This is a genomic window from Rhizobium sp. 862_C5_N1_2, assembly GCF_051811205.1.
Taxonomy (GTDB): Bacteria; Pseudomonadota; Alphaproteobacteria; order Rhizobiales; family Rhizobiaceae; genus Rhizobium; species Rhizobium leguminosarum.
In genome coordinates this window covers 216,247-233,384 of the sequence record NZ_JBPWPT010000004.1, presented here as the reverse complement: position 1 = coordinate 233,384, position 17,138 = coordinate 216,247, and the positions used below count along the sequence as shown (strand labels likewise).

General features: G+C 62.7%; 17 protein-coding genes and 1 pseudogene. 12 read left to right on the top strand and 6 right to left on the bottom strand.

The annotated features are described in order from the left end of the window. Nucleotides 1-4: 4 nt before the first annotated feature. Nucleotides 5-469 carry an Lrp/AsnC family transcriptional regulator gene (locus ACD590_RS33900; RefSeq protein WP_018246856.1) on the bottom strand — a complete coding sequence of 155 codons (465 nt, stop codon included), beginning with the start codon at nt 467-469 and terminating at the stop codon, nt 5-7. A 162-nt stretch (nt 470-631) separates the two neighbouring features. Between ACD590_RS33900 and ACD590_RS33895 the strand changes: the two genes are divergently transcribed. The 6 genes and pseudogenes from ACD590_RS33895 to ACD590_RS33870 all read left to right on the top strand — a co-directional run. Beyond that, a complete protein-coding gene (locus tag ACD590_RS33895; RefSeq protein WP_018246857.1) occupies nt 632-1,411 on the top strand; it encodes an ABC transporter ATP-binding protein in 780 nt (259 codons plus the stop codon). Between the two features lie 47 nt (nt 1,412-1,458). After that, the gene (locus tag ACD590_RS33890) at nt 1,459-2,232 is read left to right on the top strand and encodes a transporter substrate-binding domain-containing protein (RefSeq protein WP_247263943.1); all 774 of its coding nucleotides are present in this window, start codon (nt 1,459-1,461) and stop codon (nt 2,230-2,232) included. Between the two features lie 11 nt (nt 2,233-2,243). Further along, entirely contained in the window at nt 2,244-2,969 is a 726-nt protein-coding gene (locus ACD590_RS33885; protein WP_247263944.1) for an ABC transporter permease, read from the top strand. Between the two features lie 12 nt (nt 2,970-2,981). Further along, complete coding sequence (locus ACD590_RS33880) at nt 2,982-3,671, top strand: ABC transporter permease (protein ID WP_018246860.1); 690 nt, start codon at nt 2,982-2,984, stop codon at nt 3,669-3,671. A 120-nt stretch (nt 3,672-3,791) separates the two neighbouring features. Then, a complete protein-coding gene (locus ACD590_RS33875) occupies nt 3,792-4,700 on the top strand; it encodes a homocysteine S-methyltransferase family protein (RefSeq protein WP_018449085.1) in 909 nt (302 codons plus the stop codon). A 47-nt stretch (nt 4,701-4,747) separates the two neighbouring features. Continuing rightward, nucleotides 4,748-4,921, top strand: a pseudogene (locus tag ACD590_RS33870) (chloride channel protein); the annotation flags it as partial. A 20-nt stretch (nt 4,922-4,941) separates the two neighbouring features. Here the strand turns inward: ACD590_RS33870 and ACD590_RS33865 are convergent. The 5 genes from ACD590_RS33865 to ACD590_RS33845 all read right to left on the bottom strand — a co-directional run bounded on the left by ACD590_RS33865 (nt 4,942) and on the right by ACD590_RS33845 (nt 10,154). Beyond that, nucleotides 4,942-5,712: an ABC transporter ATP-binding protein gene (locus tag ACD590_RS33865; RefSeq protein ID WP_439004304.1), complete on the bottom strand. Its 771-nt coding sequence runs from the start codon at nt 5,710-5,712 to the stop codon at nt 4,942-4,944. A gap of 9 nt (nt 5,713-5,721) precedes the next feature. Continuing rightward, nucleotides 5,722-6,705 carry an ABC transporter substrate-binding protein gene (locus ACD590_RS33860; protein WP_439004303.1) on the bottom strand — a complete coding sequence of 328 codons (984 nt, stop codon included), beginning with the start codon at nt 6,703-6,705 and terminating at the stop codon, nt 5,722-5,724. 41 nt (nt 6,706-6,746) lie between these two features. Continuing rightward, nucleotides 6,747-7,598 (bottom strand): ABC transporter permease, encoded by an 852-nt coding sequence (locus ACD590_RS33855; RefSeq protein ID WP_439004302.1) that lies wholly within the window; start codon nt 7,596-7,598, stop codon nt 6,747-6,749. 10 nt (nt 7,599-7,608) lie between these two features. After that, nucleotides 7,609-8,961, bottom strand: a complete 1,353-nt coding sequence (locus ACD590_RS33850; protein WP_439004301.1) for an LLM class flavin-dependent oxidoreductase — start codon at nt 8,959-8,961, stop codon at nt 7,609-7,611. 413 nt (nt 8,962-9,374) lie between these two features. After that, nucleotides 9,375-10,154: an IclR family transcriptional regulator gene (locus tag ACD590_RS33845; RefSeq protein WP_028732419.1), complete on the bottom strand. Its 780-nt coding sequence runs from the start codon at nt 10,152-10,154 to the stop codon at nt 9,375-9,377. 217 nt (nt 10,155-10,371) lie between these two features. Between ACD590_RS33845 and ACD590_RS33840 the strand changes: the two genes are divergently transcribed. Genes ACD590_RS33840 through ACD590_RS33815 form a run of 6 tightly spaced genes read left to right on the top strand, consistent with a single transcriptional unit; the run spans nt 10,372 to nt 17,135 of the window. Beyond that, nucleotides 10,372-11,445, top strand: a complete 1,074-nt coding sequence (locus tag ACD590_RS33840; RefSeq protein ID WP_026188806.1) for an ABC transporter substrate-binding protein — start codon at nt 10,372-10,374, stop codon at nt 11,443-11,445. A gap of 22 nt (nt 11,446-11,467) precedes the next feature. Then, on the top strand, nt 11,468-12,982 hold the full coding sequence (locus ACD590_RS33835) for a sugar ABC transporter ATP-binding protein (protein WP_439004300.1): 1,515 nt from the start codon (nt 11,468-11,470) through the stop codon (nt 12,980-12,982). Next, on the top strand, nt 12,979-13,941 hold the full coding sequence (locus tag ACD590_RS33830) for an ABC transporter permease (RefSeq protein ID WP_131647240.1): 963 nt from the start codon (nt 12,979-12,981) through the stop codon (nt 13,939-13,941). The genes ACD590_RS33835 and ACD590_RS33830 overlap by 4 nt, the downstream gene beginning before the upstream one ends. Then, nucleotides 13,938-14,879, top strand: coding sequence for an ABC transporter permease (locus tag ACD590_RS33825; protein ID WP_128402946.1), 942 nt, complete (start codon nt 13,938-13,940; stop codon nt 14,877-14,879). Before ACD590_RS33830 ends, ACD590_RS33825 begins: the two co-directional genes overlap by 4 nt. Next, the gene (locus ACD590_RS33820; protein ID WP_439004299.1) at nt 14,876-15,832 is read left to right on the top strand and encodes an amidohydrolase family protein; all 957 of its coding nucleotides are present in this window, start codon (nt 14,876-14,878) and stop codon (nt 15,830-15,832) included. Before ACD590_RS33825 ends, ACD590_RS33820 begins: the two co-directional genes overlap by 4 nt. Continuing rightward, nucleotides 15,825-17,135 carry an alanine racemase gene (locus tag ACD590_RS33815; protein WP_439004298.1) on the top strand — a complete coding sequence of 437 codons (1,311 nt, stop codon included), beginning with the start codon at nt 15,825-15,827 and terminating at the stop codon, nt 17,133-17,135. Before ACD590_RS33820 ends, ACD590_RS33815 begins: the two co-directional genes overlap by 8 nt. The last annotated feature ends 3 nt before the right edge of the window (nt 17,136-17,138 follow it).

Here is a 17,138-nt window from a genome sequence, read left to right as displayed (position 1 = left end):
TGCGCTATTCCAGCGGGACGAAGAGGCCGAGTTTGACGTCGCGCAGAACGACATTCGTGTGCATGCGGCGGATCTGCGGATTGTCAGCCATGATCAAGGCAGCGATGTCGTCGTAATGCTCGACGTCGCGGGCGGTGACGATCGCAATCAGATCGACCGCGCCTGTGACATAATAGACCTGCTGGATGTGATCCTGCTTCTCCGCCCAGAGGCGGAACTTGGCCAGCGCGTCGTAATTGTCCCGCTCGATCTCCATCCCGACGATGAACACCATCGCTGTGCCCGTCGCCTTGCGGTCGACGACGGCCACCTCCGCCTTGATGATCCCTTCTTCGCGCAGCCGCTTCAGCCGCCTCTGCACGGCCGAGACTGACAGTCCGATCCGTTCGGCGATCGTTTCGGCTTTCAGCTGGCAGTCGCGCTGAACGATATCGAGAATGTCGCGGTCAAAACGATCGAGTTGTTCCATTGTCCAGTCCTAGTCTCGCCGCAACAATTCGCGCATTCTGCCGTAATTGCCGCACGAGGAAGATTATTTTGCATAAAATATGCAGAATAGATGAAAACTGCGCGAAAAAACCGCGTTATTTTATCATTATCCTTCGCAAATTCAATTCAGCCGGAACCATGCATGCCAGATCAACCCTTTCCTGCTCTTCGCGTCGAAGATCTCCATAAAAGCTTCGGCTCGCAAGAGGTTCTCAAGGGTATCTCGACGCAGGCCGCAAAGTCCGATGTGATTTCGATCATCGGCTCGTCGGGCTCCGGCAAAAGCACCTTTCTCAGATGCATCAATTTCCTGGAAACGCCTGATCGTGGCCGCATTGCCGTAAACGGCGAGGAAATCGCGCTCAAAATGGGGCGAGGCGGCCGGCTGCAGCCGCGCAGCTGGCGGCAGATCGAGCGGATACGGACCGGATTGGGGATGGTCTTTCAGAGTTTCAATCTCTGGGCCCATCGTACGGTGCTGGAAAACGTCATTGAGGCGCCGGTACACGTCATGGGCATTTCGCGGCGCGAGGCTATCGAAAAGGCTGAGGCCCTGCTCCACAAGGTCGGGCTCTTCGATAAACGCGACGCCTATCCCGCTTTCCTCTCCGGCGGTCAGCAGCAGCGTGCTGCGATTGCCAGAGCGCTCTGCGTGGATCCTGATGTCATGCTGTTCGACGAGCCGACATCGGCGCTTGATCCGGAACTGGTCGGCGAGGTGCTGAAGGTCATCCGCGATCTGGCGGAAGAAGGCCGGACCATGCTGATCGTCACGCATGAAATGCGCTTTGCCCGGGATGTCTCCAGCCGTGTTCTCTTCCTGCATCAGGGACGGATCGAGGAGGAAGGCTCCCCGGAGCAGATATTCGGGGCGCCGGTCAGCGCCCGCTGCCGGGAATTCACCGGCCTCAGCGCCCACTGATGCGCATCGATCTATCATCGACAACACAAACCAGGAGAATCCTGCGAATGAAACTGCTCCCCACACTGTTCGCCGGTGTAGCGCTAGCGCTTTCCGCCGTCACCGCACAGGCCGAAGTCCGCTTCGGCGTCATGAACGAATCCTATCCACCCTTCTTCGCCAAGGACGCCTCCGGCCAATGGCAGGGATGGGAGATCGACCTTATGAATGCCGTATGCGAAGAGATGAAGGAGAAATGCTCGATCGTCGAGATTTCCTGGGATGGTCTCATTCCGGCGCTCCAGAGCAAGAAGTTCGACGTGATTTGGTCGTCGATGTCGAACACCGCGGAACGCTCGAAGGTGATCGACTTCACCGACAAATATTACAACACCCCGAGCACCTTGATCGGTCCTAAGGATCAGAAACCGGGCGCCACTGCCGAGGACGTGAAGGGCAAGACCATCGGTATCCAGGTGTCGACGATCCAGTCGGAATATTACAAGAAATATTTTGCCGAGGCTGCCGAGGAAAAGACCTATCAGACGCTCGATGAGGCTTTTCAGGACCTCGCCTCCGGTCGTATCGACTATGTTTTTGGCGATTCACTGGCACTTGACGCGTTCCTCAAAAGCGATGGCGGCAAGGATTGCTGCGCCAAGATGGGCGACGTCGCCGACGACAAGGAGATTCTCGGAGCTGGCGTTTCGGGCGGCCTGCGCAAGGAAGACACGGAACTGAAAGCCAAGCTGAACACAGCCATTGCCGCTGTCCGTGCAAGTGGCCAATACGACACCATCAACAAGAAGTACTTCGATTTCGACATCTACGGCGCGAAGTAAGCAGCCCAACGATGGCGACCACGCAACAAGGTATTCTGGACCTGCTGTCTCCCTATCCTCCGGGATGGGGCGGCGTTCTTCTGGCAGGTGCAGTTTCCACGGTCGCCATCTCGGCTTGCGCCTTCGCGATCGGCCTGCTGCTCGGCACGGGCGGCGCGCTTGGAAAGCTTTCGGGCAATCGCATGCTTCGTCTCCTGCTCGATCTCTACACCACGCTGATCCGTGCCGTTCCCGAGCTGATCCTGATCGTCGGGCTCTATTATGCGGGCACCGATGGTCTCAACCGGCTGCTCGCCGCGTTGGACCTGCCACCGGTCAATGTGAACGGCTTCGTCGCGGCCGTCGCCGTGCTGGGCTTCGTCCAGGGTGCCTACATGACGGAGGTGCTGCGCGGCGCGATCCTCGCCATTCCCGTCGGCCAGATCGAGGCCGCCAAGGCCTTCGGCATGGGGCCGGTGTTGAGGTTCCGACGGATCCTGCTGCCAGCGCTCCTGCCGAACGCGCTGCCGGGCCTTGCCAATCTCTGGATGTCGGTCACCAAGGACAGCGCGCTGGTCGCGGTCGTCGGCTACCAGGAACTGGCGCTCGCCACCCGTCTTGCCGGGGCAAGCACCAAGCATTACTTCGTCTTTTTCCTTGCTTCGGCCCTTCTCTATCTCGCCATCACTCTTGTTTCCAACGTCGTCTTCAAACTGATCGAGGGACGGGTACGGCGGGGGCAGCCGCGTCTTGCCTGAAGAAAGCGCCCCATGAATTTCACCTGGATCTCTTCCTACTGGCCGCTTCTTCTGACCGGCGCCTGGCAGACTGTTTGCCTGCTGGTAATCTCGGTGGTGTTCGGCTTCGTCATCGCCATAGGCCTCGCCTTCGCGCAGGTCAGCGGCGGCAGACTGACGCGGCTGCTCGCCCGCGGCTACTGCACCTTCTTTCGCGGCACGCCGCTGCTGATACAGCTGTGGCTTCTCTACTATGGGGTTGGCTCGCTGCTGCCGATGGTCCCCGGCATCCGCCAGAGCCTGTTCTGGCCGATCCTGCGCGAGGGCTTCTTCTTCGCGGCCGTCAGTTTTACCCTGAACTACGCAGCCTATGAGGCAGAGGTGTTGCGCGGCGCGCTGCTTGCCGTTCCCAAGGGCGAACTCGAAGCGGGCCGGGCCTTTGGCCTGTCGCCCTGGATGCTGACCCGCCGCATCTGGCTGCCGCGCGCCATTCGCATCGCCCTGCCGACGATTGCGGGAGAGATCGTCATGCAGCTCAAGGCGACGCCGCTCGCCTTTACGGTGACGGTGATGGATCTCTACGCCGTGGCAAACAAGGTTCGGCAGGACACGCTGCTCGTCTATGAACCGCTGCTGGTCGTCACCCTCTTCTATCTCGCGCTGACCGCAGTGATCGCCCGCGTCTTTCGAGGTCTCGAAGCGCAGGTGCCGGTTCGCCGCTAGGCCGACGGAACAGGACTGGCCCATGAACTCCCTGGCGCACGAACCACGCGCACCTCGCCCACTTTGTTATGAAAAGCCCGCCGCCGATGACGGCGCGACAGACTGAATGGAGACTGCTTCATGAGCACGACGCGAATTCTCGATGGCGGCATGAGCCGCGAGCTGCTGCGGCTGGGTGCCGAACTGAAACAACCGGAATGGTCGGCATTGGCGCTGATCAATGCGCCGGATATCGTCCGTAGGGTACACCAGGAATTTATCGCCGCCGGTTCTGAGGTCGTTACGACGAACAGCTATGCGCTCGTGCCCTTTCACATCGGCGAGGATCGGTTCCGGAAGGAAGGGCCGGCGCTGATCCGTCTCGCCGGTCGCCTGGCGCGCGAGGCGGCGGATGCCGTTACCGATCGGAAGGTGCTGGTTGCCGGGTCGCTACCGCCGATCTTCGGTTCATATGAGCCGCAGAATTTTCAGCCTTCGCGGGTGCAGGATTATCTCCAGGTGCTTGTCGAGAACCTCGGCCCCTTCGTCGATATATGGCTCGGCGAGACGTTGAGCCTGATCGCCGAGGCAGAGGCCGTCCGCAAGGCGGTGGCGACATCAGGCAAGCCGTTCTGGATTTCCTTCACATTGGCGGATGACGAGGCAGCCATCAGTGGCGGCGAACCGAAGCTTCGCTCCGGAGAAAAGGTCGAGGATGCGGCATCCTGGGCGGTTTCATCGGGCGCTGAAGCTCTACTGTTCAATTGCAGCAAGCCCGAAGTCATGCAGGCGGCTGTGGAGACGGCAGCCCGGGTCTTCCGAAAGATGGATGCTCACATCGAAATCGGCGTCTATGCCAATGCCTTCGAAGGGGAAACAGGCGACGCAGCCGCCAATGAGGGCCTGCACGATACCCGCGCCGATCTGAATGACGACGCCTATTCGCGTTATGCCTGCTCCTGGGCCGAAGCCGGCGCGACCATCATCGGCGGCTGTTGCGGCATTGGCGCCGCCCATATCCATCGCTTGAGGAAGACGCTTTTGGGTTAAAGCGGCACGTCGGGAACTCGGCTATGTCGCAATTTGACGCCGTGTTCGTCAGCACGCTCGTTCCGCTCCTCGCCGCAACGGTGGTGGCCTATGCCGTCACCATCCTTCTGCTGCGTCGCTCGACCCTCACCGAGAAGATCGCGCGCCGCGGTCAGCACATCACACGCGGATATGGCGTCGACCCGTTCGAACTGTCCCGGGCAAATACTTTGCTCTTTGCGAAGGCTGGCGTCTGTAGACGTCAGTGCAGTCCGAACAGGTTCAGCAGCTCTTCGCGGTGTCGAACGAATTCCGGCGCGCTGCGGTCGCGAGGGCGGGGCAGATCGATTTCGATCAGACGCGGCTCGCCGCCCTTCTCCCGCGGCAGGATCAGGATCCGGTCGGCCAGGTAGATCGCCTCCTCGAGATCGTGAGTGACGAGGATGGTCGTCACATCCTCATCGCGCCAGATCCGTGCGAGTTCCTGCTGCATGCCGATCTTGGTCATTGCGTCGAGCGCGCCGAGCGGTTCGTCGAGCAGCAGGATCTCGGGCTGGACGGCCAGAGCCCGGGCGATGCCGACGCGCTGGGCCATGCCGCCGGAGAGCTGCCGGGGATAGGCCGCCTCGAACTGCTGCAGGCCGACGAGCTTGACATAATGGCGCGCCCGTCCCCTCGCCTGCTCACGCGACAGGCCCCTTGTTTTCAGCCCGAAGGCGACATTGTCGACCACGGTCAGCCAGGGCAGAAGGCGCGGTTCCTGAAAGATGACGGCGCGCTCTGCGCCGACGCCTCGCACCGCCTTGCCATCGACGAGAACCTCACCCGTGTCGGAATCCTCAAGACCGGCCAGAACCCTGAGCAGGGTTGTCTTGCCCGAGCCGCTGGCGCCGACGATGGCGAGGCTTTCGCCGGAGCGGACGTGGAGGTTGACATCCCTGAGAACCTGTAGAGGTGCCCCGTTCAACCTGTAGGATTTGGAGAGGTGACGGATCGTCACTTCTCCGCGGCGCGTGTCCTCAGCGATGCTCATCACCATTCCTCAGTTGCTTGCCGGCTTGGCATCGGCGGTAAAGAGGATGTCTTTGGCCGCCAGTTGGCCCTGCTTCAGCTTGCCTTCGCGAACCAGCACGTCGATCCAGAACTGGATGTCGCGCTCGACCGGCAGGCCGCCGGCGCGCACGCCATAGCCTCGGAAGTATTGCGCGATATCAGCGTTCTCGCCGCGCTCGCTGAGGGCCTTGGCCAGGATCTTCTTGGTTTCCTCAGGATGTTCGCGGGCATAGTCGAGGGCGCGGGCCGACTGCTCGACGAAAATCTTCGAGACCTCCGGATGCTGGCGAATGAAATCGCGGCGCAGTACCACGAAGCCCCCGGCAATGTCTCCAAGCACGTCGGTATCGTCAAAAATCGGGCGCAGGCCGCCATTCTTCAGCGCTGCCCCCTCGAAGGTCGTCTGCCAATAGCCGAAGGCGGCAATATCCACCTGCTTGGAGCGCAGCACCTGTTCAAGCTGCGGCCCGGGAACGACGATCTGATTGGCTGCGTCCGTCGGCAGGTCGACGGAATGCAAGGCCTCACGGATGGTATAGTCGAGATGCGCGCCGAGCGTATTGACCGCGATGCTCTTGCCGGCGATGTCCTTGATACCCTTGATCGGGCTGTCTTCCAGCACGTAGAAGGTCGACTGCACCTCATCATTGATGCCGTTCGAGGGATAGGCGGCGACGAAATCATTGCCGCCGATGATCGAATTCAGGACGGCGGAGGTTGCTGCGCTGCCGATCTCGACATCACCGGATGCGAGAGCGATGAGAGAAGCCGGACCACCCTGGGCATAGCCGACATTTTCCAGCGTGATGCCCGTTCCGTCGAAATAACCGAGTTCGGCGGCGAGTTCATGGGCGGCAAGACCGCCCTGGCTGGCGAGGTAGCGCAGCTTCACCGTATCGGTGGCTGCGGCCGGCGTGGCAAGACCGAGAGCGATCACAGCCGGCAGAAGGAGGTTGCGGGGATGGAATGTCATGTGGTGGTCCTTTTCGGAGGAGGAAAATCGGTGAAAGCAGGTCAGCGGCTCGGCTGAGACCAGCGGCAGAGGCGGCGCTGCAGCAAAACGAGCAAGGCATTGGCGGCAAGCCCGAGGAAGGCGAGCAGAAGGATCGCCGCAAACATCAGCGGGATCTGGAAATTGTACTGGGCGTTCATCACCTGGAAGCCAATGCCCTTGTTGGCGCCGATCATCTCGGCGGCAATCAGCAGGAGAAGCGCAGTTGTCGCCGAAAGACGCAGGCCGACGAAGATCGCAGGGACCGACGCCGGCAGGATGACGCGGTGGAAGATGGTCAGCGATCCGGCGCCATAGGTCCGCGCCATCTCGATGAGCTTCTTGTCCACCTCCTTGACGCCGCTGATCGTGGCGAGCAGGACCGGAAACAGCGTCGCCCAGAAGATCACGAAGATCTTGGATGTCTCGCCGAGGCCGAGCAGCAGGATGAAGACCGGATAGAGCGCCAGCGCCGAGGTCTGGCGGAAGAGCTGCAGGATCGGATCGAGCGCCTGTTCGACAGCACGAACCTGGCCCATGAACAGGCCGAGCGGAATGCCGATCACGACGGCAAAGACGAAGGCGGTTCCGGATCGCTGCAGACTGATGGCGATGTCATCCAGCAGTGCGCCGTTGGCAAGGTTGGTCCAAAGAGCGGACAGGATCACGTTCAAGGGCGGGAAGACCGCGGGATTGACCCAGCCCCTGGTGCTCGACACCTGCCAGAGCACGAGGAAGCCGATGAGAAGGCCATAACGCGGCAAAAGCGATGCGAGCATTCCGCGCACATGCGAGGCGAGAGGGGAAATATTACTTTCGTTGCTCTTCAGGCGGCCGAAGCTTCTCGGAAGAGTCTGGTTGATCTCATAAGACATGGACCGCTCCTCACTCTGCTGCCTGGAGAGCGGCACGTCCTGCAGCCCATCGATTGGTCGGGAAAGGCAGGCCGAGGTTTTCGCGAAGCGTCTTGCGCTCATAAGCGGTCCGGAACAGGCCGCGGCGCTGCAGTTCCGGGATGACCAGATCGACGAAATCGTCGAGCGCTGTCGGCAGCCAGGGCGGAAGAATGTTGAAGCCGTCGGCAGCTTCGTTCTCGAACCATTTCTGCAGCGTATCGGCGATCTGTTCGGGCGTTCCGACGATGGTGTAGTGACCGCGAGCGGAGGCGATCCACTGATAGAGCTGGCGAATGGTAAAGTTGTTTTCATCGGCGATCTGGCGGATGAGGGCCTGGCGGCTCTTCATGCCTTCCGTCGGCGGCGCGGGCGGCAGAGGCCCGTCGAGGTCATAACCGTGCAGGTCGAGCGTGCCGCCGGTCAGCCCATTGAGGAGGCCGATCCCGTCTTCTTCGACGATGAGCGAGGTCAGACGGTCGTATTTCTCGCGCGCCTCCGCCTCGGTCCTGCCGACGAAAGCGGATACACCGGGCATGACGAGGATGTGATCGGGGTTTCGGCCGAGACCACGGGCGCGTGCCTTGATGTCCCGGTAAAACTCCTGGGCGGTTTCGATATGCTGATGGGCGGTGAAGATGACCTCGGCCGTCGCTGCGGCGAGCCCGCGTCCGTCTTCGGATTGACCGGCCTGGACGATGACGGGATGACCCTGCGGCGATCGCGAGACGTTGAGCGGACCGCGCACGCTGAAGTGCTCGCCGCGATGGTCAGTGTCGTGCAGCTTCGACGGGTCGAAGAACACGCCGGAGTCCTTGTCGCGGATGAATGCGTCGTCTTCGAAGCTTTCCCAGAGTTTGCGGACAACGTCGACATGCTCGGCAGCGCGGCGATATCGGTCGGCATGCGGAAGCTGGGTGTCGCGGTTGAAGTTCTGCGCCGTCAGGTCGCCCGTGGTGGTCACGACGTTCCAGCCGGCGCGGCCCTCCGAGATCAGATCCAGCGAGGCGAACTTGCGGGCGGTCGTGTAAGGCTCCTCGTAGGTGGTCGAGGACGTGGCGATGAAGCCGAGATGGGTGGTGAAAGGCGCAAGGGCGGAGAATAGCGTCACAGGTTCGAAGCCGGCGACGCGGGCGTTGCCGCCTTCGCGCGCACCGCCAAAACCGACAGCCAGCCCGTCGGCCAGGAAATAGGCATCGAAGAGCCCGCGCTCAGCTGTCAAAGCGAGACGTTTGTGAAACTCGAAACTGGTCGCGCCGTCGGCCGGCTGGTCGGGATGCCGCCATGAAGCAACATGCTGTCCGCCACCGGGAAGAAATGCCCCAAGCCTGATTTTCCGTGTCATTTCGTGTCCTCTCCGTTTGCCGTCAACAGCTCGGCCTTCCCCAAGGCCAAGTATAAAACTGGCTGTTGGACTGCTAAAATACGTTCTCTATTAATTTTATAGAGAAACTTAATTTCATAGTTTCGGAGGAAGAGTGAATAGATTTCCCGGATTGGCGGGAAATCGGAAATCAACGATCGGGGCGGCTACTCCGGGGTATGCGAGCGCGGGCCGGCAGGCGGGATCTGCCGGCGTGGCGAAGAGCCCGGCTGAGACGACAACAATAGGGATAGTTCTTCTTAGCGTCCTGTGCCCGCTGCAGCGCCGCCGGAGCGAACATGATCCGATTTGACGAGCATGGAATTGTATGCCGGCTTAAGCACGAGCATCCGTGCCACCTGACATCGATGCCTTGATATACTCAGGCATCAGCCTCATTTCGGCCGGGTCGGGGCATGGTCGAGGCCGGCGGCGGCCTTCTTCAGGCAGTCGAGGTAGCGGTCGCGGTTGGCAATGCCATCGTCGCGCGGCGTGACGAGGCAGAGCGTTGCGGCGGCATGACCTTCCTCGCCGCGCACCGGTACGGCAAAACAGTGGGTGAAACTGTCGACGATGCTGTTGAAGGTGAAGAGACCTTCACGCTCGGCTTGGCGCACCTCGGCGATGAAGGTTTGCGGCTCGAGCCATTCGCCGTTCGGCAGGCGAAAATCCTGCGGCGGAATGAAGGTCAGGATCTCCTGATCCGACAGATGCGCGACGAGCAGGCGGCCCGAGGCCGTCCACGGGATCGGCACCGACTGCCCGACATCCGTCGAAATGCGGAAGGGGCGTGCGCCTTCGCGCATGCGAACGACCGTGTATCTGTTTCCATCCAGCATGCAGAACTGCGCCGTCTCCCGCGTCTCGTCGGCAAGCTGTTCCAGCGCCGCCTCGCATTCGCGGGTGAAGTCGAAATGGTTCTCATAGGCTGCGCCGAGGAAATACAGCTTGCGGCCGAGATAGACACGCCCCTCGCCGCCGGTGAATTCCAGAATGCCGTTCTGCAGTAGCAGGTTGACGAGCTCGTAAACCGACGAGCGCGGTGCGCCGATCTGTGCGGCGATTTCGTTCGGCTTCAAGGCCTGCCGCTTCTGGCGCAGGAAATCGAGGATCTCGAAGGCGCGGTCGAGCCCTCGGGCGCGCTTGCCGGCTGCTTCGTCCTGAACTGCATCCATTGCTGTCGATCCTTTTTTGTCCGGCCAAGCTTTTCAAGCCGTCTGCCGCATCTGTCAATCGATCCGTCATTCATCGCGAATGAAATTTTTGCACCCCTCTTGCGAGGTAAAAAAATCGGCATAAGATCGCCTCGTCCGGTATATAGATCACATGTACATTATATTGGACATGGATGGCAAGCCGTCAACGCTGCCGCACACAAAAAAGGGGATCAACATGAAGAATCTTGAAAACGGCATTTCCGCTTCGCTGCGCCGCCGCCTTCTTGCGGGTGCCGCCGCCGCTGCGGCACTCCTCGTCTTTTCGGCCGGCACGGCCTCAGCCGCCGCCAATTGCATCAAGGGTGACAGGAAGGCGCCCTATACGATCGGCTGGGCGAACATCTATTCGGTGCCGACCTGGATGAAGCAGACCGAAGGCACCATCACGGCTGAAGTGGAGGAGCTGAAGAAGGCGGGCCTTGTGAAGGACCTGATGATCACGGACGCGCAGGGCAACGCCCAGACGCAGATCCAGCATATCCAGTCGATGATCGACGCCAATGTCGATGCCATCGTCGTGATCGCCGGTTCCTCCAACGCGCTCGACCGTGTCATATCAGACGCCTGCGACAAGGGCATCGCCGTCGTGAATTTCGACAGCCTTGTTAACACCGACAAGGTGACGGCGAAGATCAATACCGATTCCAACGAATGGGGCGCGACCGCCGCCAAGTGGATGGTCGGCCAGCTCGGCGGCAAGGGCAAGATCATCATCATGAACGGCCCGGCCGGCATTTCGGTGAGCGACGACCGCCGCAAGGGCGCCCAGCCGGTCCTCGATGCCAATCCCGGTCTCCAGGTGATCACCGAGACGAACACGGAATATAACGTCGCCCCGGCACAGGAAGCGATGACCAGCCTGCTTTTCGCCAATCCAGAAATCGACGGCGTGCTGTCGCTCGGCGGCGCCCTGTCGGCCGGCTCGGTGCTCGCCTTCGAGCGCCAGGGCCGCGACCAGGTGCCGACGACAGGCGAAAACGCAAGGCAGTTCCTGGAACTCTGGAAGGAGAAGGGACTGAAGGGGTGGGCGACCATGCAGCCCAACTGGCTCGGCGCGCTTTCCGTTTACACCGCCGTGCAGGCGCTGGAAGGCAAGGACGTTCCAGCCTTCGTCAAGGTGCCGCTGCCTGTCATCGACGACAGCACGATCGGCAGCTACCTCGCACGGGCCGACAAGTTCCCGGCTGACGGCTATATCTACTCGGACTACGACAAGGCGCTCTTCGACAAGCTGCTTGCCACCAAGTAATCCCGAGTTGAGGAAAGCCGTCATGACGGAAGAAAGACCCCTGCTGGAAGCCCGGCAGGTGTTCAGGGGATTTTTCGGCAATCCCGTTTTGAAGGGCGTCGATATCGCCCTTCTGCCGGGCAGGGTTCACGCCCTGCTCGGCGAAAACGGCGCCGGCAAATCCACGCTGATCAACCTCCTGTCCGGTGCCCTCCAGCCGGACGGTGGTTCCATCCTCGTCGACGGCAAGCCCGTCGGGCGCTTCAGCCCGGCGGTTGCGCGCGCGGCCGGTATTGCTGTCGTTCAGCAGGAGCTGAGCCTCACGGCCAGTCTGTCGATTGCCGAAAACATCGGGCTCGGCGCCTTTCCGCGGCGGTTCGGTTTCATCGACTACAGAGCGCTTCATCGCGGCGTGTCAGATGTCTGCGACATGGTGGGGCTCACCGAGCCGCTCGACATGCCGGTCGCCGATCTGGCGCTTGGCCGCCGCCAGATGGTGGAAATCGCCAAGGCGCTATTCCGCAAGCCGCGTGTGCTGATCCTGGACGAGCCGACGTCGTCGCTTTCCGCACACGAAGCCGGCATCCTTGCCCGCCTTATCGAGACGCTCAAGGACCGTGGCACGGCACTTCTCTATATTTCCCACCGCCTCAATGAAGTGCAGGCGCTCTGCTCGCATGTCACAGTGCTGAAGGATGGCCTGGTCACCGCCGACCAGTCGCTGTCCGGCATCGACGGTGAAGGCCTGGTGCGCCTCATGGTCGGCCGCGAGACCGGCGACTTGTTCCCACCGCGCTCCGTCACAGCACCCGGCGCGATGCGCATCAACGTCGAAGGTTTTTCCGCCGGCATGGTGCGAGACATCGGCTTCTCCGCCCGTGCCGGCGAGATCGTCGGCATCGGCGGGCTCGTGGGGCAAGGGCAGGAAGACCTGCTACTTGGCCTCTACGGCGCGATTCCGGCAGCGGCTTCCAGAGCGGAGGTTTCCGGCAAACCCGCCCTGCCCACCCATGTCGGCGAGGCGAATGCCGCCGGCATCGTCTATGTCCCGGCCGACCGCAAGCATGAGGGGCTGGTGCTGCCCCACTCCATCGCATCCAATCTCTTCTTGCCCTCGCTTGGACGGCTCGCCAGCAAGGGCCTGCGGGACCGGCCGGCGGAAAACGGCCTGGTCGCCGATCTCGCGCGGCGGCTGACGATCAAGGGCGACACGGCCCGCCCGGTGCAGGCGCTTTCCGGCGGCAACCAGCAGAAGGTGGCGCTCGCCAAATGGCTGCCGCTCGATCCCTCCATTCTGCTCCTCAACGATCCGACGCGCGGCGTCGACATCGAGACCAAGCGGGAAATCTACCTCATACTCCGTGCCTTCGCCGCCGAGGGGCGGCTCGTCATTCTGGCTAGCTCCGATACGCCTGAGCTCGTGCATCTCTGCGACCGTGTCGTGGTTCTGCGCGAGGGGCGCGTCGCAGCGGCGCTGTCGCAAGATGAAATCAGCGAAGGAGCGATTGTTGGCGCAGCCATGGGTATTACGGCCGCGACGCAGGGAGAGGCGGCATGAGCACAAGTTCGTCATCCCGGCTCTACGGCTCGATCCAGCTCCGCCGCAACCGCGGCCTTGCCGGACTCTATCTGGTTGTCGCAGCCTTTCTCGTCATCTACGCGCTGCTATTTCCCGGCATCCTTTCGATCGGTGGCTTCTCCAAGTTCACGCAGAACTGGTTCCCGCTCGCGCTCGTCACCATGGCGCAGGCGCTGCTCATGCTGAACGGCGGCATTACGCTGGCGATCGGCCCGCTCGTCAGTCTTGGAGCGGTGATCGCCGCGACGACGATGGAAGGCGCGCTCGGCGTGCCGGGCGGCATTCTTGCGGTCTCCCTCGCCGGCCTTTCGATCGGCGCAGTCATCGGCGCCATCGTTACCTATCTCAGGCTTCCTGCAATCATCGTCACGCTGGCCGGCTCATTCATCATCGGCGGGGTCGCACTCATCCTGCTGCCGCGGCCGGGTGGGTTCATTCCCGATTGGCTGTCGACGGTGCTGGCCGGCCACACGCCCGTCGCCTTCCTGTTGCTCGTCGTGATCCTGGCGCTCTGGAAGGCCTTTCTGGCAACGCCGCTCGGCCTCGGCATCTACGCGGCCGGCGACAATCCGGTCGGCGCGTTCCGCTCCGGCGTCCCGGTCGAACGGGTGAAGGTCGCAGCCTTCGCACTGTCCGGTCTTCTGGCAGCCCTGACCGGTCTCTTCGTCGCTGCGCAGACCGGGTCGGGTGATCCAGTTATCGGCACGCCCTTCACGCTGAACTCGATCGCCGCCGCCGTGCTCGGCGGCGTGGGTTTCCTCGGCGGCAAGGGCACGATGCGCGGCGCGATCTGCGGCAGCCTGCTGCTCTCGGTGATGATCAACGTCATGTTCTTCCTGGGCTTCCCGCCGGTCGCGCAATATGTCGCTCAAGGCCTGATCATCGTCGGCGCGGTCGCCGTGCCGGAACTTCTCGGGCAATGGAGGGCAAGACGATGAACATCATCAGGTCCGCGTTCCGCAATCCGCCGCTGCTGACCTTCCTTCTGGTCGCGCTCGTCTGGATCGTCGCAAGTGTCTCGCTGCGCGGTTTCGGCGCCTATGGCCACCTGCGCTACCTGCTCGAACTCGCTGCTGTGATCGGCATTGCCGCCGCCGGTCAGACGCTCGTCATCCTGATGGGCGGCATCGATCTCTCCGTCGGCGCGGTCATCACCGTTACGGCGATCCTGCTGCCGCTGATCTCGCCGGCGTGGGATCCAACCGGCCTCGCCGGCATCGCGGCGGCCCTTGCCATCGCCACCGGCATCGGCCTGATGAACGGCGCCGGTGCTGCTTATCTTCGCGTGCCGCCGATCATCATGACGCTTGCGATGGCGACCTTCCTGCAGGGCTTGCTCGTCATCGTCGCCGGCGGCAGCGCGGTCACCGTCAGCAATCCGGCGGTCATTCTGCTCGGGCAGGCGCGGCCGCTCGGCATTCCCTCAGGCATCATTCTGTGGCTCGTCGTCTCGATCGTCGTCCTGCTGCTCGTCCACCGCATGCCGATCGGCGCGCGTTTCCTTGCGCTTGGGGCGAACCCGCTGGCGGCCCGGCTTTCCGGCGTCAGCGTCACCCGCAACACGCTGATCGTCCACACTCTGTCGGGCTTTTTCGCAGGGCTTGCCGGCATTCTCGTACTCGGCATGAACCGGCAAGGTTATGTCGGCATCGGCGACCCCTACCTGTTGACCTCGATCGCCGCCGTCGTGCTCGGTGGCACCTCCATCCTGGGCGGCCGCGGCACCTATGCAGGGACCATTCCGGGGGCGATCCTGCTCGTCACGACGACGGCGCTGATCACTGTCGTCAATGCCTCGCCCGGCTGGCGATCGATTATGTTCGGCACCTTGATCCTTGCCCTTCTGCTCGTTTCCGGCCGTGAGGCGCGCAGATGACTGATCTCTACGACGGGCCGGTGATCGACCCGCATCACCACCTCTGGGACCTCGGCCTGCAACGCCATCCCTGGCTTCAGCAGGCGCGCGCATCAGGCGAGGAGATGGTTTTCGGCAGTTTAACTCCGATCCTGCGCGACTATGGCATCGACGATTATCGCGCCGATGCTGCTTGTCAGAACGTGATTGCAACCGTGCATGTGGAGGCCGGCTGGTCCGTTGCATACCCGCTAGAAGAGAGCCGCTGGCTGGATGGCCTCGACCGCAGCTCCGGCGTGGCGCGCCGCTATATCGCGCGCGTGCCCCTCGACGGGCCGGACGCCTTGCGCCTGCTCGAGGCGGAAGCGGCAAATCCCAACGTCGTCGGTATCCGCGATATTCTGAGCTGGCATCCCGATGTGACGAAGAGTTTTGCTTCGCGCGCGAACCGCATGGGCGATCCCGCCTGGCGGGTGGGGTTAGCGCACGCCACGCGGCTCGGGCTGGTCTTCGATCTGATGCTCTATCCCTGGCAGATGAATGAGGCGCTCGAACTGGTGCGCGCTTTTCCGCAAACGCTTTTCGTACTCAACCACGGCGGCAGCCCGGCTGACCGGACGGAGGACGGCATGGCGCTCTGGCGCCGTGGTCTGCGGGCGCTCGGCAGCGAGCCGAATCTGCGCCTGAAGATTTCCGACCTCGTCGCCTACGACAATAAGTGGACGCTCGAAAGCCTGCGGCCGGTGATCGAGCATTGCCTCGATTGTTTCGGTCCGGCGCGCGCCATGTTCGCGAGCGACTTTCCGGTCGCGGGCTTGCACGCTTCTTTCGACGAGGTTTACCAGGTTTTCCGAGCGGTCGCCTCAAAGCTCTCTTACGACGAACAGCGGGCCCTGTTCTTTGCCACCGCCAATGACACCTATCGGCTCGGCATCGCCGATCCCGCGGAGATCAGGAGGGGCTACCATGTCTGACCTTCATATCGCGACGGAAAACGTGCTGATCGACGAGCGGGTGCGCGGCTTTCCGCCGGGCAATCCGCCGCTCCCGCTGGATACAATCGGCAAGCAGGGATGGAAGCCCTATGACGGCAGGATGGCCCTGCCGCTGATCTCGCTCGACCGGCAGGCCTTCTCCCGCAATGTCGAACTGATGATGGCCTATGTGAAGAGCCTCGGCGCCGAAATCGCCCCGCACGCCAAGACACCGATGTCGACGGCGCTGTCGGAGGCACTTCTGGCGGCAGGCGCCTGGGGCACGACGGTCGCCGACATCCGCCAGGCCGCCGTCCTGCTCAAGGCGGGACAGCGCCGGCTGATCCTCGCCAACGAGATCGGCGGGGCCGCCGCCGCCCGCCGGCTTGCGGCCCTGCTTGGCCACTATCCCGATGCGGAACTCCATATCTTCGTGGATTCCGCAGCGCTGGTCGAGGCTCTTCGCTCCGCATGGCAGGAGCGCGCCGATCTACCGCCCCTCGGCCTGCTGGTGGAATTCGGTGCGGGCCGCGCCGGTGCTCGCAGCGTCGACGCCGCCGAGGCAATTTTCCAGGCGATCCTTGCCTTGGAGACGCCGGCCTTTAGGTTGACCGGCATCGCCGCCTATGAGGGCGCGGCGGCGACCGCCGATGCGGAAGAGACGATGCTTCGCATCGACGCGCTGATGGCGGTGACATCGGATTTCCTGCCGAAGCTGCGCGCCCGCATAGGCAACGAGCGGCCGCTCCTGGTCACGGCCGGCGGCTCGGTGTTTTTCGACCTTGTGATTGCCAGGCTTTCAGCCGCTGTTGCGGCCGATCCCGGCTGCCGGCTGGTGCTGCGCAGCGGCGCGATCTTCTTCCACGACCACGGCATCTACGAGCGCGGCCTTGCCGGCCTCGATGCACGCGGCGGTTTCCGCATCGGCGGCGAGACGGTTTCGGCGGCTGCAGCTTTCCGTCCGGCGCTGCGGGTCTGGGCCGAGGTCCTCTCCCGGCCGGAACCGCTGCTGGCGATCTGCGGCATGGGCATGCGCGACGTGGCGATGGATCAGGGTCTGCCGCGGCCGCTGGCGCTCTATCGCAATGGGGCGTATCTCGCCGATCTCGTAGGCGCCGACGTGTTTCGCCTCAACGATCAGCACGCCTTCGTGGCCCTTGCCAACGGCAGCGACGTCGCGGTCGGCGACGTCATCGAGTACGGCATCTCTCATCCCTGCACCTGCCTTGACCGGCATGCCATCCTCTACGGCCTCGACCCCGACCATTCGGTGACGACAGCCTATCTGACCAGCTTCGGCTGAACT